This window comes from Geodermatophilus amargosae, assembly GCF_041028265.1.
GTDB classification, from domain to species: domain Bacteria; phylum Actinomycetota; class Actinomycetes; order Mycobacteriales; family Geodermatophilaceae; genus Geodermatophilus; species Geodermatophilus amargosae_A.
This window is the reverse complement of the sequence record NZ_JABGCW010000009.1, coordinates 288827-314917: the sequence shown is the minus strand read 5'-3', so window position 1 is coordinate 314917 and position 26091 is coordinate 288827. Positions and strand designations below refer to the sequence as shown.

22 protein-coding genes are annotated in these 26091 nt (G+C 76.1%); 8 read left to right on the top strand and 14 right to left on the bottom strand.

The window, feature by feature from the left end; genetic code table 11:
- The first annotated feature begins 48 nt into the window (after nucleotides 1–48).
- The gene (locus tag HLV61_RS12850; RefSeq protein WP_369255955.1) at nucleotides 49–222 is read left to right on the top strand and encodes a hypothetical protein; all 174 of its coding nucleotides are present in this window, start codon (nucleotides 49–51) and stop codon (nucleotides 220–222) included.
- A 31-nt stretch (nucleotides 223–253) separates the two neighbouring features.
- Here HLV61_RS12850 and HLV61_RS12845 read toward each other — a convergent pair whose 3' ends face one another.
- Nucleotides 254–1555 carry a Rieske 2Fe-2S domain-containing protein gene (locus HLV61_RS12845; RefSeq protein ID WP_369255953.1) on the bottom strand — a complete coding sequence of 434 codons (1302 nt, stop codon included), beginning with the start codon at nucleotides 1553–1555 and terminating at the stop codon, nucleotides 254–256.
- Nucleotides 1556–1706: 151 nt separating this feature from the next.
- Here HLV61_RS12845 and HLV61_RS12840 point away from each other — a divergent pair, with 151 nt between their 5' ends.
- A complete protein-coding gene (locus HLV61_RS12840) occupies nucleotides 1707–2105 on the top strand; it encodes a DUF485 domain-containing protein (RefSeq protein ID WP_369255951.1) in 399 nt (132 codons plus the stop codon).
- The gene (locus tag HLV61_RS12835) at nucleotides 2098–3744 is read left to right on the top strand and encodes a solute symporter family protein (RefSeq protein ID WP_369255949.1); all 1647 of its coding nucleotides are present in this window, start codon (nucleotides 2098–2100) and stop codon (nucleotides 3742–3744) included. Before HLV61_RS12840 ends, HLV61_RS12835 begins: the two co-directional genes overlap by 8 nt.
- Nucleotides 3745–3878: 134 nt before the next feature.
- Here HLV61_RS12835 and HLV61_RS12830 read toward each other — a convergent pair whose 3' ends face one another.
- The 3 genes from HLV61_RS12830 to HLV61_RS12820 all read right to left on the bottom strand — a co-directional run bounded on the left by HLV61_RS12830 (nucleotide 3879) and on the right by HLV61_RS12820 (nucleotide 6147).
- On the bottom strand, nucleotides 3879–4217 hold the full coding sequence (locus tag HLV61_RS12830) for a hypothetical protein (protein WP_369255948.1): 339 nt from the start codon (nucleotides 4215–4217) through the stop codon (nucleotides 3879–3881).
- A 32-nt stretch (nucleotides 4218–4249) separates the two neighbouring features.
- Nucleotides 4250–5110, bottom strand: coding sequence for a manganese catalase family protein (locus HLV61_RS12825; RefSeq protein WP_369255946.1), 861 nt, complete (start codon nucleotides 5108–5110; stop codon nucleotides 4250–4252).
- 290 nt (nucleotides 5111–5400) lie between these two features.
- Nucleotides 5401–6147, bottom strand: a complete 747-nt coding sequence (locus HLV61_RS12820; RefSeq protein ID WP_369255944.1) for a sensor histidine kinase — start codon at nucleotides 6145–6147, stop codon at nucleotides 5401–5403.
- 62 nt (nucleotides 6148–6209) lie between these two features.
- Between HLV61_RS12820 and HLV61_RS12815 the strand changes: the two genes are divergently transcribed.
- A complete protein-coding gene (locus HLV61_RS12815) occupies nucleotides 6210–6902 on the top strand; it encodes a response regulator (protein ID WP_369255942.1) in 693 nt (230 codons plus the stop codon).
- Nucleotides 6903–7032: 130 nt separating this feature from the next.
- On the opposite strand, the gene HLV61_RS12810 is transcribed toward HLV61_RS12815, so the two are convergent.
- Together HLV61_RS12810 and HLV61_RS12805 are read right to left on the bottom strand one after the other, a co-directional pair.
- Complete coding sequence (locus HLV61_RS12810; RefSeq protein WP_369255940.1) at nucleotides 7033–8532, bottom strand: PH domain-containing protein; 1500 nt, start codon at nucleotides 8530–8532, stop codon at nucleotides 7033–7035.
- Between the two features lie 20 nt (nucleotides 8533–8552).
- A complete protein-coding gene (locus tag HLV61_RS12805) occupies nucleotides 8553–9068 on the bottom strand; it encodes a PH domain-containing protein (protein WP_369255939.1) in 516 nt (171 codons plus the stop codon).
- A 79-nt stretch (nucleotides 9069–9147) separates the two neighbouring features.
- Between HLV61_RS12805 and HLV61_RS12800 the strand changes: the two genes are divergently transcribed.
- On the top strand, nucleotides 9148–9477 hold the full coding sequence (locus tag HLV61_RS12800) for a rhodanese-like domain-containing protein (protein WP_369256033.1): 330 nt from the start codon (nucleotides 9148–9150) through the stop codon (nucleotides 9475–9477).
- A 40-nt stretch (nucleotides 9478–9517) separates the two neighbouring features.
- Here HLV61_RS12800 and HLV61_RS12795 read toward each other — a convergent pair whose 3' ends face one another.
- The 3 genes from HLV61_RS12795 to HLV61_RS12785 are packed head-to-tail and all read right to left on the bottom strand — an operon-like array spanning nucleotide 9518 to nucleotide 13037.
- On the bottom strand, nucleotides 9518–11134 hold the full coding sequence (locus tag HLV61_RS12795) for a long-chain fatty acid--CoA ligase (RefSeq protein WP_369255937.1): 1617 nt from the start codon (nucleotides 11132–11134) through the stop codon (nucleotides 9518–9520).
- A 32-nt stretch (nucleotides 11135–11166) separates the two neighbouring features.
- Nucleotides 11167–11829, bottom strand: a complete 663-nt coding sequence (locus HLV61_RS12790; RefSeq protein ID WP_369255935.1) for a DNA alkylation repair protein — start codon at nucleotides 11827–11829, stop codon at nucleotides 11167–11169.
- Nucleotides 11829–13037, bottom strand: a complete 1209-nt coding sequence (locus HLV61_RS12785) for a cytochrome P450 (protein WP_369255933.1) — start codon at nucleotides 13035–13037, stop codon at nucleotides 11829–11831. Before HLV61_RS12785 ends, HLV61_RS12790 begins: the two co-directional genes overlap by 1 nt.
- 56 nt (nucleotides 13038–13093) lie before the next feature.
- Between HLV61_RS12785 and HLV61_RS12780 the strand changes: the two genes are divergently transcribed.
- Nucleotides 13094–14029 carry a DUF5926 family protein gene (locus HLV61_RS12780; RefSeq protein WP_369255931.1) on the top strand — a complete coding sequence of 312 codons (936 nt, stop codon included), beginning with the start codon at nucleotides 13094–13096 and terminating at the stop codon, nucleotides 14027–14029.
- A gap of 146 nt (nucleotides 14030–14175) precedes the next feature.
- Here HLV61_RS12780 and HLV61_RS12775 read toward each other — a convergent pair whose 3' ends face one another.
- The 3 genes from HLV61_RS12775 to HLV61_RS12765 all read right to left on the bottom strand — a co-directional run bounded on the left by HLV61_RS12775 (nucleotide 14176) and on the right by HLV61_RS12765 (nucleotide 18383).
- Nucleotides 14176–15612, bottom strand: coding sequence for a M20/M25/M40 family metallo-hydrolase (locus HLV61_RS12775; protein WP_369255929.1), 1437 nt, complete (start codon nucleotides 15610–15612; stop codon nucleotides 14176–14178).
- Entirely contained in the window at nucleotides 15609–17072 is a 1464-nt protein-coding gene (locus HLV61_RS12770) for an MFS transporter (protein WP_369255928.1), read from the bottom strand. Before HLV61_RS12770 ends, HLV61_RS12775 begins: the two co-directional genes overlap by 4 nt.
- 81 nt (nucleotides 17073–17153) lie before the next feature.
- A complete protein-coding gene (locus HLV61_RS12765) occupies nucleotides 17154–18383 on the bottom strand; it encodes an arginine deiminase (protein WP_369255926.1) in 1230 nt (409 codons plus the stop codon).
- A gap of 64 nt (nucleotides 18384–18447) precedes the next feature.
- Between HLV61_RS12765 and HLV61_RS12760 the strand changes: the two genes are divergently transcribed.
- A complete protein-coding gene (locus HLV61_RS12760; protein WP_369255924.1) occupies nucleotides 18448–19215 on the top strand; it encodes an SDR family oxidoreductase in 768 nt (255 codons plus the stop codon).
- Between the two features lies 1 nt (nucleotide 19216).
- Here HLV61_RS12760 and HLV61_RS12755 read toward each other — a convergent pair whose 3' ends face one another.
- Entirely contained in the window at nucleotides 19217–22606 is a 3390-nt protein-coding gene (locus tag HLV61_RS12755) for a BTAD domain-containing putative transcriptional regulator (protein WP_369255922.1), read from the bottom strand.
- 132 nt (nucleotides 22607–22738) lie between these two features.
- Between HLV61_RS12755 and HLV61_RS12750 the strand changes: the two genes are divergently transcribed.
- A complete protein-coding gene (locus HLV61_RS12750) occupies nucleotides 22739–24184 on the top strand; it encodes an FAD-binding oxidoreductase (RefSeq protein ID WP_369255920.1) in 1446 nt (481 codons plus the stop codon).
- 196 nt (nucleotides 24185–24380) lie between these two features.
- Here the strand turns inward: HLV61_RS12750 and HLV61_RS12745 are convergent, their stop codons facing one another.
- Complete coding sequence (locus tag HLV61_RS12745; protein ID WP_369255918.1) at nucleotides 24381–26084, bottom strand: FAD-binding oxidoreductase; 1704 nt, start codon at nucleotides 26082–26084, stop codon at nucleotides 24381–24383.
- Nucleotides 26085–26091: the final 7 nt, after the last annotated feature.

Here is a 26091-nt window from a genome sequence, read left to right as displayed (position 1 = left end):
CGCGGTCCGGCGCCGTACGGTGCGCTCCTCCGACGACGAGGGGGCGCGATGCCGCAGGACGGCGGGCCGGTCCCGCGGCCGGCGGGCGGGACCGGGCCGGAGGACGAGGGCGGGGACCCGGCGTGCTGGCTGGCGCGGGTGTGCCCGGCGTGCGGCCGGCTCGCCGAGGAGGACCCGCCGACCCGCTGCCCCGCGTGCGGCGAGGAGCTGCCCGCCGACTGACGACGGCGGCGAGGACGGCGGCCGCGCGCCGTCATCGGCGAGCGGCGGCGAAGTCCGCGAGCGCGCGGCGCAGGGCCACGCCGAGGCGGTCGGAGCGCACGTGCAGCTCGTCGCGCAGCACCAGCGGCAGCCCGGTGCTCGCCATCCGGGACTGCAGCTCGAGGTCCTCGGCGAGCACGCGCTGCGCGAGGGCCACCTCGCCGGCGACCACCTCCGGCCCGGGCAGCGGTTCGCCGGGTCCCGCGGACAGCAGCAGGCAGGTGTACACCCGCGTCGAGTCGGCGTCCTCGGGCTGCAGCAGGAACAGGATCGTCCTCGCCGCCCCCGTGTCGAGGAGGTCCAGCCGCAGCCGCAGTTGGAACGGCGCCCGGAGGACGTAGGTGGCCCGGCGACGCGGCCGCTGCCCACGACGTGCGCCCGGGTCCGTCGGGTGGTCCGACCGCTGCTGCTGCACGCCGGTGAACCCGCCCGGCTCCGGCGCCACGTCGTAGGCGGGCACCTCGACCCCGTCGGCCGCGCCGGAGGTGGCCGCGTGCACGAACGGGGAGTGCGCGACGTCGAGGAAGCCGTCGGCGAGCGGCCCGGCCGGCCCGGCCGAGCGCGCCGGCGTCAGCCAGCCGCGGACGAAGCGCCGGTCGCCGTCCTCGGGCAGCTCCAGCGGGACGTCGCGCGGCGGCGCCGGTGCGAGCCAGACGACGCCGTACCGCTCCCGCACGCCCCAGGCCGGCGGGTCGGCCACCAGCCCGTCGGGGCCGCGGGACAGCGACCACGTCCGGCCCAGCAGCCGCACCTGCAGCCAGCCCCCGGGCCGCAGCTCGCGGGCGAGCGCCACCGGGTGCCAGGCGTGCTCCAGCGACGGGTCGAGGTTGCCGAACACCGGACCCGGGGGAGGTGCGGGCGCGGGCGCCGACTCGGGCACCGGCTCGGCCGCGGGCGGCGGCGGCGCGGCGACGTCGGTGCGTTCGGGCGCCAGCCAGATCCAGCCGTGCCGCTCCTCGACCGCCCAGGGCACCGGCAGGTCCGCCCGCGGTGGCGCGCTGCCGTGGGGACCGAGTGACGGGACGTCCACGCAGCGGCCCTCGGTGTCGAACCGCCAGCCGCGGTACGGGCACCGCAGCCGTCCCTCGACCACGGCGGCCGCCGCCAGCGGGACCAGCCGGTGCGGGCAGCGGGCCGGGAAGGCGCTCACCTCGGCGCCGGGACGCAGCCGGACGACGACGTACGCGCGCCCCCCGGCGCCCACCGGCACCGGCGTCGTCCCGACCTCGGCGGCGCGCGCCACCGGGAACCACCCCGTCGACCGTGCGGTCGACGTCCGTGCCGTCGCGGTCATGCCCCCAGTGCACCGCTGCCGCGCTACCAGGGCGTTACGCCCGCCAGAAGCTCAGGTCACGGCTTCGCACCGAAAGTCTCGCTGCTTTCCGACGCAAGGACCATCGACCTACAGTGAGCGCGCTCACAGCCCAGACGACGAGGGAGACACCGTGACCGAACCCGCCGAACGGCGGCTGCTGACGCCGGAGGAGTACCGGCAGGCACAGGACTCGCCGGAGTTCACCGAGCTGCGCAGGCGCTTCCGGCGCTTCGCCTTCCCGATGACCGTGGCCTTCCTGGCCTGGTACCTCCTCTACGTCCTGCTCTCGACGTACGCGCCGGACTTCATGTCCACCCGGGTCTTCGGCGACGTCAACCTCGGCATCCTGCTGGGCCTGGCGCAGTTCGTGTCGACGTTCGTGATCACGCACCTCTACGTCTCGCACGCCAACCGGCGCACCGACCCGATCGCCGACGAGATGCGCGAGCGCCTCGAGAGCCACCAGTACGCCCGCGGCACCGGCCAGACCGGTCCCGACCTCGGCAAGAAGGGGGCCACGCGTGCCTGAGACCGTCGTGCTCGCGGCCGACGCCACGATCGGCAGCCCGGCCGTCAACATCTCGATCTTCGGCGCGTTCGTGCTGGTCACCCTGGTGATCACGTTCCGCGCCAGCCGCAACAACAAGAGCGCGGCGGACTACTACGCGGCCGGTCGCAACATCAGCGGCACCCAGAACGGCCTGGCCATCGCCGGCGACTACCTGTCGGCGGCGTCGTTCCTGGGCATCGCCGGTGCGATCGCCGTCTACGGCTACGACGGCTTCCTGTACTCGATCGGCTTCCTCGTCGCCTGGCTCGTGGCGCTGCTCCTGGTGGCCGAGCTGATGCGCAACACCGCGCGGTACACGATGGCCGACGTCCTGGCCTTCCGGATGCGGCAGGGCCCGGTGCGCACCGCGGCGGCCATCTCCACGCTCGCGGTGTCGCTGTTCTACCTGCTGGCCCAGATGGCCGGCGCCGGCGGACTGGTCACCCTGCTGCTCGGGGTCACCGGCGAGGCCGCGCAGGCGCTCGTCGTCGTCCTGGTCGGCGCGCTGATGATCATCTACGTGCTCGTCGGCGGCATGCGCGGCACCACGTACGTGCAGATCATCAAGGCCACGCTGCTCATCGCCGGCGCGCTGGTGATGACCCTGTGGGTGCTCACCAAGTTCGGCTTCAACCTGTCCTCCCTGCTCGGTGACGCGCAGTCGGTGGCGGTCGAGGGCCGCGACGTGCTCGCGCCCGGCGCGCAGTACGGCGCCTCGAGCACCTCGAAGCTCGACTTCGTGTCCCTCGGCCTCGCGCTGGTGCTCGGCACGGCCGGCCTGCCGCACGTACTCATGCGCTTCTACACCGTGCCGACGGCGAAGGACGCCCGTCGCTCGGTGGTCTGGGCGATCTGGCTGATCGGCATCTTCTACCTGTTCAGCCTGGTCATCGGCTACGGCGCCGGTGCCCTCGTCGGCCCGGAGCGGATCCTCGGCGCACCGGGTGCGGTCAACTCCGCTGCGCCGCTGCTGGCCTTCGAGCTGGGCGGGACGATCCTGCTCGGCATCATCGCCGGCGTCGCGTTCGCGACGATCCTCGCGGTGGTGGCGGGTCTGACGATCACCGCGTCGGCGTCCTTCGCCCACGACGTCTACGCGTCGGTGATCAAGAAGGGCCAGGTGTCGCCGAACGGTGAGGTGCGGGTCGCCCGCATCACCGCCGTGGTCATCGGCGCCATCTCGATCGGCCTGGGCATCCTGGCGCTGCAGGCCGGGCTGAACATCGCCTTCCTGGTGGCGCTGGCGTTCGCGGTGGCGGCCTCGGCCAACCTGCCGACGATCCTCTACACGCTGTTCTGGAAGCGGTTCACCACCCAGGGCGCGCTGTGGTCGATGTACGGGGGGCTCATCACCTGCCTCGTGCTGATCATCTTCTCGCCGGTCGTGTCGGGCGCGCCGGTCAACCCGGCCACCGGGCTGTCCCCGTCGCTGTTCCAGGACGTCGACTTCCACTGGTTCCCGCTGAACAACCCCGGCCTGGTGTCCATCCCGCTGTCGTTCTTCCTCGGCTGGCTGGGCACGGTCCTGTCCAAGGAGAAGCCGGACCTCGACAAGAACGCCGAGCTCGAGGTGCGGTCGCTCACCGGGATCGGTGCGGAGAAGGCCGTCCAGCACTGACGGAGGACCCCCGTGCAGGGCCCACTGCTCGCGAGCTCGCGGCGGGGCTCTGCACGGGGGCCGCTCGGCACGTCACCAGAGGCGCGCGTCCCCCGTCGGGGGCGCGCGCCTCGTGCGTCCGTGCGGCTACGCGCTCAGGCGGCCCGGACGGCGGGCGCGGCCTCGGGGAGGACGGCGTCGGTCAGGGCGGCGTCGACGGTCGCGACGGCGGTCGCGGTCGACGGGATGGTGCGGCGGGAGCGGCGGACCGCCCAGCGGGTGACCAGCGCGGCGAGGACGACCAGGCCGGCCAGCGCCTCGCGGGCCGAGCCGGTGGTGGCACTGGCGACGGCGACGGCGAGGGCCGCGGCGTAGACCACCGTCACGGCGACGGCGGGGGTGGGCAGGTGCACGGGGACCTCCGGGGACTGCCGGTACTGCGGGGTGCGCCCGCCGGGCCGGCGGCCGGGCTGCGAGAGCTCGGCCACCGGCACGGCGACGGCGTGGGGAGCAGTGGGTCAACGACTCACTTGAGCAGGTCCTTGGCCTTCTGCAGCATCGTGTGGGCCTCGGTCTGCGGGGTGCTGTAGAGCCGCGGGTCGCCCGGAGGCAGCGTCGGGGCGTCGGCGGTGGCCTCGATCGCCGCGGCGCGGAACGTGCTGCGGCCGTCGATCGAGGGACCGGAGGCCCAGCGGCCGTTGGCGGCCTCGGGGCCGTCGGAGGCCTGGATGAAGGTGTAGCCCAGGTCGCCGACCTCCTCGTCGAGCGGGAACGCCTCGGGCACGGGCAGCCCCTCGAGGCCGTCCTCCTTGAGCTGCTCGATCGCGGCCAGCCACTGCTGCTGGTGCATGTGGTCGCGGGTGATGAGGAACCGCAGCATGTCCTTGACGCCCGGGTCGTCGGTCATGTTGTAGATGCGGGCGACCTGCAGCCGGCCCTGCATCTCGGCCGTGGCGTTGTAGTGGAAGTCGGCCATGAGGTTGCCGCTGGCGGTCACGTACGCGCCGGTCCAGGGGTTGCCCATGCTGTCCTGGTAGGACGCGGCCTGCCCGTTGACGATCAGGTGCTGCGGGTTGTGCTGCCCGTAGCCGGCGGCCGCCTCCTTGCTGCGGTCGGCCGCGTCGGGCTTGAGCGGCGCGTGGTCGAGCAGCCGGTCGATCATGGTGATGATCATCTCGACGTGGGCCAGCTCCTCGGTGCCGATCGAGAGGAGCATGTCCTTGTACTTGCCGGGCAGCCGGCAGTTCCAGCCCTGCAGCAGGTACTGGGTGGCGACGGTCATCTCGCCCCACTGACCGCCGAGGATCTCCTGCATCTTGCGGGCGAAGTCCGGGTCGGGACCGTCGGGCTTGGCCTCGTACTGCAGGGCGTGGGTGTGCGTGAACACGGGCTCTCCCTCGATGGCGCTTGCGTCGTCGCGTCGCCGCCGCTGCGGTGACACAGGAGATCTGCCCGCGCCCGATGGCCCGCCCGTGCCGTCCCGTGGCCCCCCGGTGCCATGTCTTCCGTCGGCCTGCCGGCCGACACCGCGGCCAGGTGCCCTCCCGCACCCGCGCTGAGCCGCTCCCGGTCCTCGTCGCGGGAGCCTCCGGCCCCCACTCCTCGGCCCGCCTCGCAGGGCGGCTCACCTCAGCGGCCAGGTGTCCTCCCGCACCCGCGCTGAGCCGCTCCCGGTCCTCAGCGGTCCGGGAGCTGGACGGTGAGGGTCAGGCCGGCGGCGGAGGTGGCCCAGACGACCGTGCCGCCGAGGTCGCGGGCGTGCCGCTGCACCGACCACAGGCCCAGGCCGGTGAGGTCGACCGGCGGTGCGTCGTGGCGGAGGTACTGCACGATCCGCTCGGGGTGGGCCACGTCCTGCGTCAGCGCGAGCCGCACACGGTCCTCCCGGCACGTGATCGTGAGCAGCACCGGGGCGCCGTCGCCGTGCCGGTGGGCGTTCTCCAGCAGGTTGGTGAGGATCCGCTGCACGCGGGCGTCCCCGACGCTGACGTCGGCGGCGCGGTCCTGCACGCCGACGGTCAGCTGGTGGGACGGCAGCCCGGAGGCGGCCACCGAGGCGCGGACGACGTCGGCGAGCAGCCGGCCGCCGGGTGCCCGCCGGGCGGCGCCGCCGGAGGCGTCGGCGGTGCGCAGCATCGAGGACAGGTGGGCGGTCTGGGCGCGGGCGAGGCCCAGCAGCTCGTCGTGCTGGGCAGGCGCGCGGTCCAGCGAGCGCAGCAGCGCCTCCAGCGAGGCCAGCGGGCTCTTCATGTCGTGACACATCGCCCGCAGCAGCGCGCTCTCGGGCGTGGGTGGGACCTCCGGCTCGGGGGCCGGCCGGCGGGTCGCGCGGACCACGTGGGCGCGCAGGACCCGGACCAGGTCGGGGAGCAGCCGTCCGGAACCGGACCGGGCGGTACGGGGTGTGTCGGGGGCCAGGGTCACGGGCACCTCCGGGGTGCGTCGGGCCTGTTCCGCCGGGCGCAACGGGCCGGGTGAGGAGGGTCGTGGGGTCGACCGACGCCGGGGTTGAGCGTCAGACGCACGTGGACGTGGTGGTCGTCGACGACCACCCGTTGTTCAGCCGGGGGCTGTCACTGCTGCTCCCGGGGGTCAGCGAGGGACGGGTGCGCGTGGTCGCCACCACCGACGACGCCTCCGCGGCGGCCGCGCTGGTGCGCCGCCACCACGCCGACGTCGCCGTCGTGGACCTGCACATGCCGCCGCCGGGCGGGGTTCGGGCCATCGCGGCGATCCGCCGGGCCGACCCGGTGGTCCGCGTGGTCGCGCTGTCCGGGCTCGCCGAGGCCGACGCGGCGCTGGAGGCGCTGCGGGCCGGGGCGGCCGGCTTCCTGCCGAAGACCGCCGACCCCGAGTCGCTGGTCCGCCCGCTGCTGGCGGTGCTCGACGGCTGGTCGGTGGTCCCCGAGGCACTGCTGCGCCAGCTGCTCGACGACGCCGCGCCGACCGGTGAGCAGACGGTCGCCGACCGGCTGACCAGCGACGAGCGCCGGCTGTGGCGCCTGGTGGCCGACGGCACCAGCACCGTCGACATCGCCACCACGCTGCACGTGTCCGAGCGGACGGCCAAGCGGCTGGTGGCCTCGCTGCTGCGCAGCCTCGGGGTGGCCACCCGCGTCGAGGCGGCCGCGCTCGCCGGCCGCGTCGGGCTCCGCAAGGGGACCGGCGGGCCGAGCTGAGCGGAGAGCCCGCGGAGCGGCCGTCATCGAACGGCGGCTACCCGGGTGCATGATCGACACGCGCCGGTACCGGTGAACTGGCCCCGACGGGCCACCGGCCGGGAACGGAACGGAGCCGGGCCGCTGGGCCTCAGCCGGAGATGCCGGGGACGTCGGCCGGCGGGGCGGAGGCCCACCGCCCGGAGGCGGCCGCGGTGAACGCCGCGACGTCGCCGGCGGCCATGTCGACCGCCGCGTAACCGCCGTTGCCCGCGCCCACGCAGGCGACGACGGTGGCCAGGCCCGCGCGGCGCTGGAAGAACGTCTGCCGCACCTGCCAGCCGACGACGGCGCGCCGCTGCAGCACCGCCTGCTCGCGCACCAGCAGCCCGCTGCGCACGCTGAACGACCGCGGCCCGGTGGTGTGGCCGAGCGCGGCGTAGCGGCCCAGGCCGAGCGGGACCCCGAGCACGGTGAGCACGACGCCGGCGGCCAGCACGCCCCAGAACCCGGTGAGGCCGGTCAGCGCCGCACCGGCCGCGGTGACCAGCAGCCCGCTGCGGACCGCGCGCACCAGGGCCCGCCGCCGCGCGGCCGGCGGGTGCGGCGTCAGGGGACCGGGGTCGTCGACGAGCACGCCGAGCAGCCGCACCGCCTCCGCCCGCGGGCCGAGCGGGAACAGCTGGCCGCGCCGGTTGGCCGCGCCGAGCCCGGTGACCAGCGCGTTGACCCGGGCGGCGTGCACCAGCCGCATGCCCAGCCCCTCGGCGAGGGTGCCGCCGCGGACCCGGTCGACCTCGAGCTCGGTGTGCCGCCGGGTCAGCAGCCCGCGGACGGCGATCAGCGAGCCGCCGCGCCGCACCAGCCGGAAGCCCCAGTTGACGACCGCGGCCCCGGCCACGGCGCCGAGGGCGAGCAGCAGCAGCCCCACGACCGCGGTGGCGACCAGGACGCGGACGTCGGTGAGGTCGGGGCCGTCGAGGTCGGGCCGCAGCTGCCGGGGCAGTTCCTGCAGCAGCCGCGACAGCGCGCCCACCGCGGCGAGCGGCACGGCGAGGTAGCTGGCCACCAGCGGCGCGTACAGCAGCCAGCGGCGGTCGAAGCGGGCCAGTTCCTCCTCGCCCGGCTCCTCCGGCGGCGGTGCGGACGGGTCCGTCCCGGCGGGCACTGCCGCGGCGCGGCGGTGGGTGAGCACCGAGGTGCGCAGCCGGTCGCCCTCGGCCCGCGGGACGCCGTCGACGACGACCTCCTCGTCCCCGCCGGTCAGCGTCCCGGCGGCGGCGTCGATGCGGACACGGACCAGGCCGAAGAGCCGGTGCAGGGCGGGCGCCTCCACCTCCACGCCACGGATGCGGTCGTTGGGCACGGTGCGCACCGAGCGGGCCAGCAGGCCGCGGGTGAGCACGACCGACGAGGCGGTGTCGAGGTACGTGGACCGCCACCACGACAGGGCGGCGAACAGCAGCGACAGCGCCGTCACCGCCGCCACCAGCGCGACGACGACGCCCACGCCGTCGACACCCACCGCGGCGACGACGGGGATCGCGGCCGGCACGACCTGGCGGGCCTGTCGGAAGGTGACGGTGTGCACCAGGACGATCAGGGGTGAGGTGCGGCGGGCGGCGGTGAGCTCCTGTGCCTCCCGGCCCACCTCTGTGACCTCACCCCCCGTCACGTGGCCTCGTCCCGGACCTGCTCGGCGCGGCGGGCGAGGTCGTCGGCCACCCGCTCGGCGACGCCGACCTCCAGGTGCGGCACCCGGACGGTGCCCTGCGACGACGCGGTGAGCACCGCGACGCTGGCCAGCCCGTAGAGCTGCTGCAGCACGCCGCGGGTGACGTCGACGGTCTGGATCCGCGCGACCGGCACCAGCGTCCAGGTGCGGCTCAGCCAGCCGGTGAGGGCGTGCACGGCGTCCGCGGTGACCTCCCAGCGGTGCACCCGGTAGCGGACCCACGGGCGGATGCCGATCGCCACCACCGCGTAGACGACGACCAGTGCGGGCAGCAGCCACCGCAGGACCGGGACCGGGCCGCCCGCCGACGAGGGCATGGTGAGCACGAACACCCCCACCAGGACGCCGTAGACCAGCGTGCCGAGGACCCCCTGGGTGACCCACAGCCAGATGGCCGAGCGCGACAGGGGCCAGGCCGGCTCGCGGACCGGGGGTGCGGGGGGCACGGACATCACGGCCCATCCTCCCAGCCCGGCAGTGACCTTCGTCGCCGGTTCGGTCAGGGTGCCACCTGGGAGGATGGGACGCGTGATGCCGCAGCAGGTCCCGACCGTGTCCGCCGCCGAGGTCCCCGAGGACGCCGCGCTCCTCGACGTCCGGGAGGACGGCGAGTGGGTGGCCGGCCACGCGCAGGGCGCCACGCACATCCCGATGGGCGACGTCCCGGCGCGACTCGACGAGGTGCCCGACGGCGACCCGGTGTACGTCGTCTGCCGCAGCGGCGGGCGCTCGGCGCGGGTGGCCGCCTGGCTCAACCGCAACGGCTACGACGCGGTGAACGTCGGCGACGGCATGGGCGGGTGGGAGGCGGCCGGCCGGCCCCTGGTGAGCGGGACCGGCCAGCCGCCCTTCGTCCGGTAGCGGCCGTGGGCACTCCCGCGGGAGTGCCCACGGCCGGACCTCAGGACTTCGGCGCGTACTCCGCGAAGCGCGACCGCAGGTCCTTCTTGGAGAACTTGCCGACGCTGGTCTTGGGGACCTCGTCGATGAACTCCACGGCGTCGGGCATCCACCACTTGGCGATCAGCGGCTTGAGGTGCTCGAGGATCTCCTCCTCGGTGGCCTCCTCGCCCTCCTTGAGGACGACGCAGGCCAGCGGCCGCTCGTCCCACTTCGGGTGCGGGATGCCGACGACCGCGGCCTCCTTGACCTTCGGGTGGCTCATGATCGCGTTCTCGAGGTCGACCGAGCTGATCCACTCGCCGCCGGACTTGATGAGGTCCTTGGTGCGGTCGGCGATCCGGATGTTGCCGTCGGGGGACATGGCGGCGACGTCGCCGGTCTTCATCCAGCCGTCCGGGGTCGTCAACTCCACCCCCGCGTCCGGGTTGTAGTAGGCCGCGGCACACCACGGGCCGCGCACCTGCAGCTCGCCGGTGGCCTTGTCGTCCCAGGGCTGCTCCTCGAGCGTCTCGGCGTCGACGATGCGCGCCTCGACACCCAGGAACGGGACGCCGGCCCGGGCTCGCCAGGCGGCCTTGGTCTCGTCGTCGGTGTCGTTGAAGCGCGGCGGCAGGATGCCGGAGGAGGCGACCGGGTGGGTCTCGGTCATGCCCCACGCCTGCAGGATCGGCAGGCCGACCTGTTCCCGGTAGGCCTCCGACAGCGCCTTGGGCACCGCCGAGCCACCGCAGCCAATCTCCCGCAGCTTGTGCGACCGGCCGGCCAGGTGCGGCAGCACCCCCTGCCAGATGGTCGGGACGCCGGCGGTGAAGGTGACGCCCTCCTCGATGATCAGGTCGGCGAGTGCCTTGGGTTGCATCATCGAGGCGGGCATGACCATGGCCGCGCCGGCGGCCGGGCCGGCGTGCGCGATCCCCCAGGCGTTGGCGTGGAACATCGGCACGACCGGCATCGCGGCATCCCGGACGCTGAGCCCGAAGGCGTTGGGCGAGATCACGCCCATCGTGTGCAGGAACGTCGAGCGGTGCGAGTAGACGACGCCCTTGGGGTTGCCGGTGGTGCCGGACGTGTAGCACATGTAGGCCGCCGAGCCCTCGTCGGTGACGTGGAAGTCGACCGGCCGTGCGTCGGCCAGCAGCGTCTCGTAGTCGAGCACCCGCGGGTCGTCGGGGATCTCGTTGTCACCACCGTCGTCCATCACGACCACGTGCTGGATGGTCTTCATGGTGTCGATCAGCGGCCACAGCAGGTGCAGGACGGTGCGGTCCACGAAGACCACCTCGTCCTCGGCGTGGTTGGCGATGTAGGTCAGCTGCTCGGGGAACAGCCGGATGTTCAGCGTGTGCACCACGCGGCCGCTGCAGGGGCCGGCGAAGTACAGCTCCAGGTGCCGCTGGCTGTTCCACCCGAAGGTGCCGATCCGCCCGTCCGCGGTGATGCCGAGGGTGTCGAAGACGCCGCCGAGCCGCCGCGTCCGCTCGGCCCACTCGGCGTAGGTGGACCTGGTCCGGCCGTCCGGGCCGTCGGTGACGATCGGGACGTCACCGTGGTGCTGCTCGGCGTGCCGGAAGATCGCGTCGATGGTGAGGGGGACGTCCTGCATGAGCCCGCGCATGGCCGCATCGTGCCAGTGACCGGGCTCACCCTCTACCGGGGAGCGCGCCGTTCCAGCTCCCGGAGGGCGTCGGTTGCGACCCAGCGGGCGCCGCGGCCCCCCGACCGCAGCTCCCACGCCGTCTCGACGGCGCGGGCGTGCAGGCCGGGGCTGCGCTTGCCGATCTGCCGCAGTGCCCAGCTCGCGCCCTTCCGGACGAGCGGCCGGTCGTCGTCGGCCCGCTCGGCGACCGCGCGCAGGAACGGCTCGAACCGGTCGTCGTCCGACCGCTCGTCGGCGACCGCGAGGCCGGCCATGACGGCGAACCCGGCCCGCTTGACGAACGTCTCCGGCCGGCCGCTCCACTCCAGCGCCCTCGCCCAGGCGAACGGGGTGTGCCGGACCAGGTTCTGGCACACCTGGTCGCACACGTCCCACGAGTCGAAGGCGGCCGCCCACGCGTCGAGCTGCCGCTCGGTCACCGCCGCCGGGTCCTCGACGAGGCTGGCGAGGATGCGGGCCTCGTGGACGCCGGAGTCCCACAGCCCCGCGGCCAGCTCGTGCGAGCGGCCGAGCTCCTTCGCCAGCGCGCGCAGCTCGGCCACCGTGACGCCGAGGGTCTCGGCGCCGCCGATGCCGTGGCGGGCCATGCCCTCCAGCCGCGCCGGGTCGGCCAGCCCGCGCAGCCTGCCGAGCACCTCGTCGGGATCGGCCACTAGCGCGTCAGGACGACGGGCAGCTCGGCCAGGCCGCGGATGACGAACTCGGGACGGCGCCGCGCCGGGCGGCCCAGCTCGAGCCGCGAGGTCCGCTCGAGGAGCGCGCCGAAGGAGGCCTGCAGCTCCACGCGGGCCAGCGGCGCCCCGATGCAGAAGTGCACGCCCGCGCCGAACGAGATGTGCGGGTTCTCGGTCCGGCCGACGTCGAGGGTGCCGGGGTCGGCGAAGACGGCGGGGTCGCGGTTGGCGGCGCCGAGCAGCGCGGCCACCTTCTGCCCCTCGCGCACGGTCACGCCGCCGATCCCGACGTCGGCCGTGGCCGTGCGCTCGAACAGCTGCAGCGGCGAGTCGAAGCGCATGAGCTCCTCGATCGCCGTCGGGAGGAGCCCGGGGTCGGCCCGCAGCCGCGCCAGCTGGCCGGGGTGCTGCAGCAGCGCGAGCAGCCCGTTGCCGCTGACGTTGACCGTGGCCTCGTGCCCGGCGTTGAGCAGCAGGATGCAGGTGGTGACCAGCTCGTCCTCGGTCAGCCGGTCGCCCTCGGCGTCGCGGACGGTGACCAGGTGCGAGAGCAGGTCCTCAGCCGGCGCGCGGCGGCGCTGCGCGGCGAGCTCGCGCAGGTAGGCGACGAACTCCGCGGCGGCCTGCTCGGCGGCGTCCTCGACCGCCGTCGTCCGGCCGTACTCGTACATCCTCACGATCGCGTTGGACCACGGCCGCAGCAGCGGCCGGTCGGCCGCCGGGACGCCGAGCAGCTCGGCGATGACGGCCACCGGCAGCTCCTCGGCCATCCCGGACAGGACGTCGACGGGCTCGGTGCCGCCCGAGCGCTCGGCCAGGCCGTCGACCAGCTCGCCGGCGAGGTCCTGCACCCACGGGCGCAGCCGCTCGACGTGGCCGCGGGCGAAGGCCGCGCTGATCAGCCGGCGCAGACGGGTGTGGTCGGGCGGCTCCATCTCGAGGATGGCGTTGCGGTGGATCAGGTTGAACGCGCCGAACCGGTCGGCCGGCTCCTGGTCCCGCCAGATGCGGCCCAGCCGCCGGTCGCGCAGGACGGCGTTGCCCTCCGCGTGGGTGAACGCCAGCCACAGGCCCAGCCCCTCGTGCCACTGGACCGGCGCGACGGCGCGGGCGGCGGCGAAGGCGGGGTACGGGTCGGCGGCGACGGCGGGGTCGGTGAGGTCGAGCGGTGCCGTCGCGGAGGTCACGGCTGCCGACCCTATGCGGCGCGGGCCCCGCCGAGGCCCCACATACCCTGGGCCGCATGGCCCGTTCCGCGACCCGCCGCCGTCCCGCGCCCGCACCCGCCGCCGGCGAGGTCAACCCGAAGGCCCCGTGCCCCTGCGGGTCGGGCCGCCGGTACAAGCACTGCCACGGCTCGGGCTACGCGCCGCCGGTGACCCGTCCGTTCGAGGGCCTGCCCGGCGAGCCGGACTGGGTGGCGCTGCGCGAGCTGGTGCCCGCCGCCACCGCGCCGCTGACGACCGCCGACGGGCGCCGGGTCACCCTCGCCAGCGTGCTGCCCGGCGGTGCGCCGGCGCTGGTCCGCAGCAACGGCGAGATCCTGCTCGGCGTGCAGCTGCCGGCCTCCTCGGACGACGCCAGCCGGGACCTCGGCACCGCGCTCGCCGCCGCGCTGGAGGCGCCGTCCGGGGCGCCGGTGGACCCGGGCCCCATCGGTGCGGCCGGTTCGGCGGGGCCGCGCCTGCAGGAGCTGCTGGACCTCACCGTGCCGCTCGAGGTCACCGTGCACCCCGACTTCGGCTTCTGGCTGGAGGGCACCGACGCCAACGCCGCCGCCCGCGCCGGCCTGGAGCGGGCCAACGAGGCCGTGCTGCCGACCGAGCGCCTCGAGGGGCTCGAGGCGGCCTACTGGGTGCGGCCGGGCAACGAGCGGGCCCACCTGCGCTGGGTGCGGCCCGAGGCCGAGGAGCCGCTGCTCGACGCGCTGGCCCGGCTCTCGGCGTCGGAGCAGCTGCTGCTCGGCGAGGGCACCCGCTACGCCGGCGCCTTCCGCGCCCACGGGCTGGTCGTCCCGGTGTGGGACCTGCCCGCCGACACCCCCGCGCAGGAGTGGGCCGGCCCTGCGGCGGAGTTCGCCACCCGCCTCGAGCAGGCGCTGGCCTCGGACGAGTCGCTGAGCAGCGACGAGCGCCGCGCCCGCGCCGGCCTGCTCTCCCGCCAGGTCACGCTGCGCTGACCCGGCCGGCCCGCTCCGTCCTGCCGTCGGTCGAGCTCTGCTCACGGGTGTGGGCAGAGCACGACCGTCGACGGGGCACCTGTGCCGCTGCCTTTCGTGCTCTGCCCACGGTGGTGGGCAGAGCACGACCGCGCGCCGGAGGACCCTCAGAGGTTCCGGATCAGGTGCCGGAAGAAGACCGCGCCCCGGTGCAGGGCGGCGACGCTGATCCGCTCGTCGGCCGCGTGCAGGGAGTCGAGCTCGCCGCGGGACAGGTCGAAGGGCATGAACCGGTAGACGCTGTCGCTGATCTGGGCGAAGTGGCGTGCGTCGCTGGCCTGCACCATCAGGTACGGCGCCACGGCCGCCTCCGGGTACACCGCCCGCACCGCCGCGCCGAGGGCGGCGTAGGCCTCGTTGTCGGTCCGCGAGACCGGTGAGGGGTCGGTGCCCGAGAGCACCCGCACCTCGACGGAGGGGTCACCGACCATCCGGCGCAGCCGCTCGACCGTCGACTGCACGGTCTCCCCGAGGGCGATCCGGATGTCCAGGTGCGCCCGGGCCCGCGTGGCCAGCACGTTGCGCGCGCTGCTGCCCTCGAGCTCGGTGACCGCGACCGTCGTCCGCACCAGCGCGTTGGCCTCCCGGCTGGCCCGCGCCAGCGCCGTGGCGAGCAGCGGACGTAGCGCGCGGGCGTTCGCGAACAGCGCCCGGTACACCCCGGAGGCGTGCCGGCCGGCGGCGTCGACCATCGCCAGCACGACGTCGTCGAGCCGGGCCGGGAACGGGGCGGCGTCCAGCCGCAGGATGGCGCGGGCCAGCCGGGCCGGGGCGCCGTCCGGGGTCGGCGAGGACGCGTGCCCGCCGGGGTCGGAGGTCACCAGGTCGACGTCGAGCAGGCCCTTCTCGGCCAGCCCGACGACGGCGATCTGCCCCGGCACGCCCGGGAACACGCCGGTCACCACGGCGCCGCCCTCGTCCACGACCGCCCACGGCCGGACGCCCCGGTCGCGGAACACCTGTACGGCCTCCGCGGCGCCGACGCCGAGGACCTCCTCGTCGTTGCTCGAGGAGACGTAGACGTCGCGCGCCGGGATGTGCCCGGCGGCGGTCAGCGACTCGACCGCCTCGAGGACCGCCACGAGCGAGCCCTTGTCGTCGATGGCCCCGCGGCCGTGCACCCAGCCGTCCTCGACCGCGCCGGAGAAGGGGTCGCGCGTCCACGCCTGGCCGGTGACAGGGACGACGTCGTGGTGGGCCATGAGCACCAGCGGCGGCCGGTCGGTGCCGCTGCGCCAGCGGTAGAGCAGCGCCCCGCCGTCGAGGACCTCCCGCTCGAGCACCCGGTGGGTGTGCGGGTACAGCTCGGCGAGGCGGTCGCGGAACCGGGCGAACGCCGCGGCGTCGACCCGGGCGGGGTCGGCGGAGGAGACGGTCGGGATGCGGATGAGCTCGGCGAGGCGGGCGGCGGCGGCCCCGGCGTCCAGGCCGGTGGCGTCCGCGGGTGGGACGGCGGCGTCGACCGGCCGGAAGCGGGCGATCCGCCGCGCCCCCGCGGCGGCTCCGGCGGCCGCCGAGCCGAGGAGGAGCGGCGCGGTCCTCACGCGACCTCCCGCACGCCCACGGCCTCGGGCCGGTCGGAGAACGCCAGCCGCGGCACGAAGACCAGCGACACCGCGGCCAGCCACGCCGTCGCCCCGCAGATGACCCAGACGGTGACGTAGCCCGACAGCGATCCCGCCGTCCCCACCGACCCGGCGGCCAGGGCGACGGCGAAGACGGCCGAGGCGAAGCTCCCGCCGAGCACCTTGGTCGTGTTGGTCAGCCCGGTGGCCACGCCGGTGCGACCGGGCGGAGCGGCTGCCGCCGCGGCCGCCGGCAACGCGGCCACCAGCGCGCCGGAGCCGAGACCGGCCACGACCATCGCCCCGAGGACCTGCGGCAGGGTGTCGTGCAGCGGGACGAGCAGCAGGTAGCCGAGGCCGGTGAGCGTCGCGGCGCCGATGAGCGTGACGCGCGGGGTGGTGGCCTGCGAGACCCGGGAGAACTGGCTGGCGCCGGCCAGCATCGAGACCACGTAGCCGCCGATGACGATCGACACCTCGCTCGTGGACAGGCCCAGGCCGTAGCCGTAGACCTCCGGGTCGGTGCGGGCATAGGTCGACAGCGGGCCCTGGGCGCCCAGCACGCTGACCCCGAACAGCCCTGCGGTCAGTTGCACCGGCCACATGCTGGGGGAGCGCAGCACCCGGAAGTCGACCAGCGGGTCGTCGCGGCGCAGCTCGTAGCGCACGAACGGCACGACCAGCGCCACGCCGAGCGCGGTGACCAGCCAGGGCCACGGCTCGCCGGCGCCGTTGACCCGCACGAACGTCAGGCCGCCGGTGATCACCAGCAGGACCACGCTGAGCAGGGCGACACCGGTGACGTCGACGTCCCCGTCCCGGCGGTCGGTGCTCTCCGGCACCCGGGTCAGCACGACGACGCAGACGCCGACGACGAGGACGCCCGGGAGCAGCAGCACCAGCCAGAACCGCCCGGCGAGCGCGGCGCCGACCTGCCCGCCCCCGAGCGCACCCACGATCGCGCCGGCCTGCAGGGCGGCGACGATCAGGCCGGTGGCCCGGCGGGTGCTGGCCGCCGCGTCGGCCCGGCCGCGGGACCGCGAGTGGATGAGCGCGACCTGCAGCGGCAGCCAGGCGGCGTAGACCCCCTGCACCGCCCAGGCCACGAGGAAGACGCCGAAGTCCTGGGCGGTCGCCAGCAGCACCGTGGCCGCCGCGACCACCGCCGCCGAGGTCAGCAGCATCCGGCGGTGGCCGTAGAGGTCGCCCAGCTTGGCCAGCACCGGCACGGCGATCGCCGAGAGCATCAGCTGGGCGGCCTCCAGCCAGTTGACGTCGGCGTCGTGGATCCCGAGGTGCCGGGCGACGTCGGTCAGCAGCGGGACGTAGTAGCCCTGCAGCACCCCGCTGGTGAACTCGACGAAGACCAGCCAGCCGACCAGCCCCCCGCCGAACCCCGCGATGCGGCCGGCGCGGCGCGCCGTCCCCGTACCTGTCACGCCTGGCGTCCTCTCACCGGGGCCTCCCGGGACGGGAGGGGGTACGGCAGCGTACTGACCGGTGAGGCCGCGCCGGGAGGGTCAGAGCGGGTCGCGCCACACCGGGCAGGACATGCACCGGGGGCCACCGCGGCCGCTGCCGAGCTCGGAGCCCGCGATGCGCACCACCTCGATCCCGGCGGCCTCCAGCGCGGCGTTGGTGACGGTGTTGCGCTCGTAGGCCACGGCCAGCCGCGGTGCCAGCGCCAGGGTGTTGTTGCCGTCGTCCCACTGCTCGCGCTCGGCGGTGACCGGGTCCAGGCCGGTGTCGATCACCCGCAGCCGGTCGATGCCCATGGCCTCGGCCGCGGCGACCACGAACGGCGCCGGGCCGCGGACCTGCAGCTCCACGGTGTCGGCGTCGTCGGGCGGCTCGTCCCCGACGGTCACCGTCCAGGCCACCAGCGTGTCGGCGACCGCGGGGTACATGACCATCGCGTCGACGTCGACCATCGTGGCGATGGTGTCCAGGTGCATGGTCGCCCGCTCCTGGGCGATCGGGACGACGAGCACCGTGTGCGCCAGCCCCCGCGCGAACACCCGGCGGGCCAGCCGCTCGGCGCCGCCCGGCGTCGTCCGCTCGCCGACCCCGACGGCCACCACCCCGGGGGCGAGCAGCAGGACGTCGCCGCCCTCGAGGTGCTCGAGCGAGGAGTCGTAGAGCTGCTCGGCGCCCGCGAAGCGCGGGTGGTACGTGGCGACCGCGCGGGTGATCGTGCTCTCCCGGTGCCGGGCGGGCATGGCCAGGGAGGTGATCGCCACCTGGTCGCCCACCCACACCGAGGAGTCGCGGGTGAACAGCAGGTTGGGCAGCGGCGGGACGACGAAGTCGTGGCGGTCCATGACCTCGTAGGCCAGGCCGCGCCCGCCGCGCAGCTCGTGGTGGGCCAGCCCGGCCATCAGGGCGGTGGCCAGGTCCTCCGGCGCCAGGCCGGCGAGGTGGGCGGCCGCGGCCCGGGTGAGCGTGGCGCCGAGGCGCGGGTCGTCGACGGCGGCGGCCACGAGCTCCTCGCGCGCCTCCGGCGAGCCCAGGACCTCGGCGAGCAGCCGGTCGAGGTACAGGACCTCGACGCCGCGGTCGGTGAGCGCGGCGGCGAAGGCGTCGTGCTCCTCCTGCGCGCGGGCCACCCACGGCACGCCGTCGAAGAGCAGCTGGTCGTTGTTCCGGGGGGTCAGCCGGCGCAGCTCGGCGCCCGGCCGGTGCAGGACCACCGTCCGCAGCGGGCCGACCTCGCTGGTCACGCCCAGGGGGCGGGGGGCCGCGGTCGTCACGGGGACCGAGGCTGGCACAGTGGCCGGGCCGTCGCACGACACCCCCCGCTCCCGGAGGTACCGCGTGGACCTGTTCGACCTGACCGGGAAGGTCGCCGTGGTCACCGGCGGCACCCGCGGCATCGGCCTGATGATGGCCCGCGGACTGCTGCAGGCCGGGGCGTCGGTCTACGTCTCCTCCCGCAAGCCGGAGGCCGGCGAGCAGGCCGTCGCCGAGCTCGGGCAGTACGGCCGGGTCGAGTCGATCCCCGCCGACGTCAGCACCGAGGCCGAGTGCGTCCGGCTGGCCGAGGAGGTCGGCCGGCGCGAGGAGCGGGTGCACGTGCTGGTCAACAACGCCGGCGCCACCTGGGGCGAGCCGTTCGAGACCTTCCCCGCCTCGGCCTGGGACAAGGTCCTCGACCTCAACCTCAAGGCGCCGTTCTTCCTCACCCGGGCGATGCTGCCGCTGCTCGAGGCCGCCGCCGCCGACGACGACCCCGCCCGCGTGGTCAACGTCGGCAGCATCGACGGCCTGCACGTGCCGGTGCTGCCCACCTACTCGTACTCGTCGAGCAAGGCCGCGGTGCACCAGCTCACCCGGCACCTGGCCAAGGAGCTCGGGCCCCGGCGGATCACCGTCAACGCCGTGGCCCCGGGGCCGTTCGAGTCGAAGATGATGGCCGCCACCCTGGCCGCCCGCGGCGACGAGATCGCCGCCAGCGCGCCGCTGGGCCGCATCGGCCGCCCCGACGACATGGCCGGCGTCGTCGTCTACCTCGCCAGCCGGGCCGGCGCGTACGTGACCGGCGCGGTCATCCCCGTCGACGGCGGCCGCGCGACGACCCTCTGAGTCAGGCGGAGCGGGGCGCCGGGCGCCGGCGGGGCGGGCGGCGCGCCTCCTCCGCCGGCACCCGGGCCAGGTGCGCCTCGGCCAGCGCCACCTGCTGCGGGGAGCCGACCCTGCGGCCCTGCTCGCGGGCGCCGGCCCACCAGTCGCGGGCGGCCACCGTGTCGCCGGTGCACTCGGCGATCCGCCCCAGCACCTCGTCGTAGGCGCCGAGGCTGAACGCCGGCGTGCCGAGCACCGCCTGCCGCCCGCGGAAGGGCAGCAGCTGCACGGTGGCCATCGTCAGCTCCGGCTCGTCGCCGAGGTGCAGCGCGGCCTCGGCCTGCAGCAGCACCGCGACGTCGCTGGCCCAGTCCCGGATCTGGGTGCGGCCCCACCGGGCGCGCAGCCGCCGCGCCTCGTGCAGGTCGCCGGACTCCGCGGCGGCCAGCACGGCCATGAGCTGCAGCAGCGGGTTGCCCTCGTCGCCGGTCTGCACGAGCAGGTCGATCGCCTCGGGCAGCCGGCCGTCGGCGCGGCGCAGCGCGAACACGTGCGCGGCGTAGGCGTGCCGCGAGTGCGGGGTCACCCGGCGGTAGAGCTCGTGCGCCTCGGTGGTCAGCTCCTCGGCGCGGGCGGCGTCCCCGGCCAGCCAGGCGGCACCGGCCTGCTGCCACAGCACGTGCGGGCGCACCTCCGGACCCGACAGCGAGAACGCCAGCCGGCGCCCGGCCTCCAGGTCGGCCTCGAAGCCGGCGCGGTCGGTCAGGTGCAGCCGGATCGCCGCGCGGTGCAGCCGGGCGTAGAACTCCGTCCGCCGCGGCAGCCCGCGCCCGGTCAGGGCCAGCGCCTCGTCGGTGGCCGCCAGCCGCAGCTCGGCCGCACCCGGGCGGCCCCACACGGCGAGCGAGTAGTTGTTCAGCGTCCGGCCCAGCAGCTCCGGGTCCCCCACGCCGCGGGCCAGCGCCACCGCACGCTCGGCGTACCGGACGCCGCGCTGCAGGTCCTCGCTGAAGGCCAGCTCGACGCCGAGCGTGCCCAGCAGCCGCGCCGTCAGCCGGTCGCGCTCGGCCTCGGTCGCCTCCGGCGCGATCTCGTCGCGGTGCTCGAGCAGGTCCTCGAGCAGGGCGACCATCTCGGTGTCGACGACGCCGTGCGGCCGCCAGTTCCACAGCGTGACCGAGCCCCAGACGGCGGCGGACTCCAGCTGGCAACGCCGGTCGCCGAGCTCGCGGGCCAGCGCGATCGCCTCGCCGACCACCTGCTGGGCCTCGGTGCGCTCGCCGCTGCGCAGCAGGTCGTTGCCGAGCGCGGTGAGCAGGTCGTGGCGGGTGCGGGCGGCGCCGGGCCGCGCGGGGTCGACCAGCCGCAGCGCGCGGCGGGTGTGCACCGCGGCCTCGCCGTCGGCCAGGCGCGCCCGGGCGGCCTCGGCCGCGGCGGCCGACCAGCGCAGCCCGGCGGCGGGACCGGCGACCGGCGCGGCCTCGACGAAGTGGTGCGCCAGCCGCTCGACCAGGGCGCCGTCGGGGCGGCTGCCGGCCAGCCGGCGCTCCAGGGCCTCGCCGAGCCGCGCGTGCAGCCGCGCCCGCCGTAGCGCGGGGAGGTCGTCGGCGAGCACCTCGCGGACCAGCGCGTGGGTGAACCGCCAGCTCCACGGGGTGGCGCCCTCGACGACGAGTCCGGCGGCGACCGCGGCGTCGAGGGCGGACAGCGCCTGCTCGGCGGGCTCCCCGGCGGCCTCCAGCAGGTCCAGCGGCACCTCGCGGCCGGCGACGGCGGCCAGTTCCAGTACCGGACGCGCGCCCGCGGGCAGCCGGGCCAGGCGGGTCCGCAGCACCTCGACCACCGACGGCGGCACCGGGACCGTGTGCAGGTCGCGGCCGCCGCGCATCCAGCGGGACAGCTCGACGACGAAGAACGGGTTGCCCGCCGTGCGGTCGTGCACGGTGGCGGCCAGCCCGGGGTCGCCGGCCGAGCCCAGCTGTGCGGCCAGCAGCGAGCCGACGTCGTCGGGATCGAGGCCCTGCAGCGTGAGGGTGGTGGCCGAGGGCTCGCGCGCCAGCCGGGCCAGGCAGTCCTCGACCGCCTCGGGCAGGTCCTCGCCGACGCTGCGCACGGTGACCACGACGAGCAGCCGCACCCGCGGGAGGTGGCGGGCCAGCAGGGTGAGCAGCTGCACCGACGTCGTGTCGGCGCCCTGCAGGTCGTCGAGGACGACGAGCACCGGCCGCTGCCCGGCGGCGGCGGTGAGCCGGGCCCGCAGCGCCTGGAACAGCCGGAACCGCGCGGCGTCGGCGTCGTCGCCGTCCTGTCCGCCCGGCGCGGGGGGTTCCTGGCCGAGCTGCTCGAGCACCTGCGTCCACGGCCACAGCGCGGGCGCGCCGGCGTCGTCGGCACACCGGCTCTCGGCGACCGCCCACCCGGCGGCCCGGCTCGTGTCGGCGACCGCCTCGGCCAGCCGGGTCTTGCCGATGCCGGCCTCCCCGCCCAGCACGACGACGGCCCCGCGCCCGGCGGCGGCCTGCCCGGCGGCCACCCGCAGGCGGGCGAGCTCCGCGCGGCGGCCGACCAGCGTCTCGTCGCCGGGCACCGCCAGCGGCACGGGCGCCGGCGAGGGCGCCACGGACAGCACCGGCCGGGGCACCCGCGAGGTGAGCCGGGGGTCCTGCCGGAGCACCGCCTGCTCGAGGTCGCGCAGCTCGGGGCCGGGGTCGATGCCCAGCTCCTCGCGCAGCAGTTCGGTGCAGCGGCGCAGGGCGTCCAGGGCGTCGGCCTGCCGGTCGGCGGCGTAGAGGGCGGTCACCAGCCGCGCCCACAGCCGCTCGCGCAGCGGGTGCTCGGCCACCAGGCGCTGCAGGTCGGTGACGGCGGCGTCGGCCCGGCCGACGGCGAGCAGCGCGTCGCAGCGGCGCTCGCGGGCGCGCACGTGCAGTTCGGCGAGGCGCAGCCGGTCGGTGGCCGCGCCGGGGGCGTCGCCGAGCTCGGCCAGCGGCTCGCCGCGCCACAGCTCCAGCGCGCGGTCGAGCACGGCCACCCCGCCGGAGGGGTCGCCACCGGCGACGGCGCGGTCGCCCTCCTCCACCAGGCGGGCGAAGCGCAGGCTGTCGAGGTCCTCGGCGCCCACCTGCACCAGGTAGCCCGGCGCCCGGGTGAGCAGCACCGACGGCGCCTGGCGGGGCCCGCGCTCGGGCTCGAGCACCCGGCGCAGGTGGGACACGTAGGCCTGCAGCGTGCCGGTGACCGTGGGCGGCGGCTCGTCGCCCCACAGGGTGCTGACGATCCGGTCGATCGGGACGACCCGGCCGGCCTCGGCCAGCAGCAGGGTCAGCAGCGCGCGGGGCTTGGCGCCTCCGACGTCGACGGGGCGGTCGTCGGGACCGGTGACCTCGAGGGGGCCGAGGACGCGGTACCGCACGATCGGGCATCCTCGCAGGTCGCGGCGCCCGGCGGGAGGGGGCCGCGCGGCACAAGTCGGGCACAAGTGGCCGTCAAGGCGACGGGGCCACGGTCGTCCCCGTCCCTCTCCCTGCCCCCGAGGAACCCGACCATGAGCCTGACCCGGACCCCCGCCGCCCCCCGCCCCCGACCGCCGCTGGACGACGTCCCCGTGCTCCTCGACCCGGCGGCCGTCGCCGACCTGCGCGGCCGCGTCCACGGACCGGTCTACGTCGCCGGCGAGGACGGCCTGGCCGCCGAGGTCGCCGCGTGGAACCTCGCGGTCACCCACACGCCCGCCGTCGCGGTCGGTGCCACCTGCGCCGCCGACGTCGCCGCGGCCGTCTCCTCCGCCACCGCGCAGGGCCTGCCGGTCGCCGTCCAGGCCACCGGGCACGGCCCGGTGCGCAACGCCGACGGCGCGCTCCTGATCACCACCCGCCGCATGCAGGGCGTCAGCGTCGACCCCGTCCGGCGCACCGCGCGGGTCGAGGCCGGCGTGACGTGGCAGAAGGTCATGGCGGCCGCCGCCGAGCACGGGCTGGCCGGGCCGTGCGGCTCCTCGTCCGGCGTCGGTGTCGTCGGCTACACACTCGGCGGCGGGCTGGGGCCGCTCGGCCGCGCGCACGGGTTCGCCGCCGACGCGGTGGTGAGCGTGGAGATGGTCACCGCCGACGGCGTGCTGCGCACCGTCCGCGCCGACACCGAGCCGGAGCTGTTCTGGGCGGTGCGCGGCGGCAAGGGCAACTTCGGGGTGGTCACCGCGCTGGAGTTCGAGCTGTTCCCCGTGCCGGCGCTGGTGGCCGGCGGGCTGTTCTTCGCCGGCCGCGACGCCGCCGCCGTGCTGCACGCCTACCGCACCTGGGCCCCGGCGCTGCCCGAGGAGGTCACCACCTCGATCGCGGTGCTGCGGCTCCCGCCCCTGGAGGAGCTGCCGCCGCCGCTGCGCGGGCAGACCGTGGTGCACCTGCGCTACGTGTACGCCGGCGGGGACCCTGCACTCGGGGCCGCGCTGGTGGCGCCGATGGAGTCCGCGGGGGAGGTGCTGCTCGGCGGCGTCGGGCCGATGCCGACGACGGCGCTCGACGCGGTGCACATGGACCCGACCGACCCGATGCCCGGCTGGGAGAAGGGGATGCTCCTGGCCGACCTCCCCGCGGAGGCGGTCGACGCGTTCCTCGCCGTCGCCGGCCCGGACGTCCAGGTGCCGCTGGTCATGGCCGAGATCCGCCAGATGGGCGGCGCGCTGGCCCGCCCCGCACGGGTGCCCGACGCCGTCCCGGGGCGCGACGCCGCCTGGTCGGTGTTCGTGGTCGGCCCGATGGTGCCGGAGCTGGCCGAGGTGGTGCCCGCGGTCGGCCGCGGCGTGCTGGCGGCGCTGGAGCCGTGGGCCGCGTCCAGCCGGCTGGTCAACTTCCTCGGCGACGTCGCCGGCCCGGACGAGGTGTTGGCGGCCTGGAGCCCCGAGGCGGCGGAACGGCTGCTCGCGGTCAAGCGCGCGGTCGACCCCGACGACGTCTTCTGCACCGGCTACGCGCTGCGGGCCCGGCGTGGCTGAGCCGCTGGCCGCCGTCCGTCCGCCCCGGCCACCCGCCTGGCTGCGGCGGCGCATGGGCATCCCGCCGGCCCTGCCCCCGCCCGGCTGGACGCCCCCGCCGAGCACGATCAGGTGAGCTGATCGTGCTGCGTCCTGGCTCACCGCCGGCAGTGAGCCAGGACGCGCGCCGCCGAGCTCACCTGATCGTCCGCGGGCCTCAGTCCGGGAGGAGGACGCCGGGGTTGCAGACGCCCTGCGGGTCCAGCCGCTGCTTGACCGCGCGCAGCACCTCGACGCCCAGCGGCCCGACCTCGCGCGCCAGCCAGGGCCGGTGGTCGGCGCCGACGGCGTGGTGGTGGGTGAGCGTGCCGCCGGCGGCCAGCAGCGCCTCGGTCGCCGCCCGCTTGGCGCCGAGCCACTGCTGCAGCGGCAGGTCGTCGTCGCGGTCGGCGAGCACGGTGACGTAGAGGGAGGCCCCCGTGGCGTAGCCGTGCGACACGTGCGTCATCAGCAGCGGTTGGCGTCCGGGCCGGCCGAGCGCGTTCCGCAGCGCGGTGCGCACCGCGTCGTAGACCGCCGGCAGCGCGGTCCAGGTGGCCGCGGTCTCCAGCGTCTCGACCAGCAGGCCGGCGTCCATGAGCCGGTCGCGCAGGTACGGGGCGGCGAACCGGTGCGCCCGCCAGGACTCGCCGACCCGGCGGCCCACCCGCGCCGCGCGGTGCTCGCGCAGCACCGGCACCGCGGCACGGCGGCGCGCCCGCACCACGTGCGGCAGGCCCTCCCAGCCGACGACGAGCAGGCAGCCGTCGGCGCGGCCGCGGGCACGCAGCGACCCGCGCAGCAGGCGGGCGCCGGTGCCGCCGGCGTTGAGCAGGTTGGCGCGGGTCTCCTCGGGGTCGGAGAGCCGGACGACGTCGGGCAGCAGGTCGTGCCGCGCCAGCCGCTGGAGGCCGGCCAGCCCGTCGGCCCACGTGCGGAACGACCAGCCCTCGTACACCCGGGTCTGCGGCGCCGGGCGTACCCGCAGCCGCAGTTCGGTGATCACGCCCAGCGCGCCCTCCGAGCCCAGCGCCAGGCCCAGCAGGTCCGGCCCGGCCGCCGACGCCGGCGGGTGCCCGAGCTCGAGCACGCCGGACGGCGTCGCGAGCGTCAGACCTGCCACCAGCTCGTCGAAGCGCCCGACGCCGGTGGAGGACTGGCCGGCCGACCGGGTGGCCGCGTAGCCGCCGAGCGTGGCGTACTCCCAGCTCTGCGGGAGGTGCCCGAACGTCAGCCCGCGCGCCCCGAGCACCTCCTCGAACACCGGCCCCCGCATGCCCGGTCCCACGGTGACCAGCGACGACGCGACGTCGACGGAGGTCAGCGACGCCATCCGCGAGAGGTCGACCGCCAGCGAGGGCCGGTCGTCGGGGTCCATCCCCGAGAGGCCGCCCACCACGCTGGTGCCGCCGCCGAACGGCACCACGACGACGCCGAGCTCGGCGCACAGCCCCAGCAGCGCGGCGGTCTCCTCGGTGCTGCCGGGCAGGACGACGGCGTCGGGGGCGTCGGAGGCGTCGCCCTCCCGCCGGCGCAGCAGGTCGAGGTAGCTCTTGCCCCCAGCCCGCCGCAGCCGCGCCTCCCGGTCGGTGCGCACGTGCTCCTCGCCGAGCAGTGCGGCCAGCGCGTCGCGGGCCTCCGCGGGCAGCCGCGAGGGCGCCAGCCGGATCTCGCCGACGGCCACCGGCGGGGTCGCCCGCGGCTCCCAGCCCAGCTCCCTGGCCAGGTGGCGACGGGCGGCCTTGGGCAGCGCGGCGGCCGGGTCGGGGTCGCGGGCGGGCTCGGGCTGCCCCTCGGGGACGTCCTCCGGCGCGGTCGCGGTGGCCGCGCGGGAGCCGCCGGGCCCCCATCCCTGGATGGTCAGTTCCGGCTGCTCGGGCACGGCTACA

What these genes read in the sequence shown, in the direction of transcription:
- HLV61_RS12850 (WP_369255955.1), top strand. Translation starts at nt 49, where the DNA reads ATGCCGCAGGACGGCGGGCCGGTCCCGCGGCCGGCGGGCGGGACCGGG.
- HLV61_RS12845 (WP_369255953.1), bottom strand. Translation starts at nt 1,555, where the DNA reads ATGACCGCGACGGCACGGACGTCGACCGCACGGTCGACGGGGTGGTTC.
- HLV61_RS12805 (WP_369255939.1), bottom strand. Translation starts at nt 9,068, where the DNA reads ATGTCCGTGCCCCCCGCACCCCCGGTCCGCGAGCCGGCCTGGCCCCTG.
- HLV61_RS12800 (WP_369256033.1), top strand. Translation starts at nt 9,148, where the DNA reads ATGCCGCAGCAGGTCCCGACCGTGTCCGCCGCCGAGGTCCCCGAGGAC.
- HLV61_RS12795 (WP_369255937.1), bottom strand. Translation starts at nt 11,134, where the DNA reads ATGCGCGGGCTCATGCAGGACGTCCCCCTCACCATCGACGCGATCTTC.
- HLV61_RS12780 (WP_369255931.1), top strand. Translation starts at nt 13,094, where the DNA reads ATGGCCCGTTCCGCGACCCGCCGCCGTCCCGCGCCCGCACCCGCCGCC.
- HLV61_RS12750 (WP_369255920.1), top strand. Translation starts at nt 22,739, where the DNA reads ATGAGCCTGACCCGGACCCCCGCCGCCCCCCGCCCCCGACCGCCGCTG.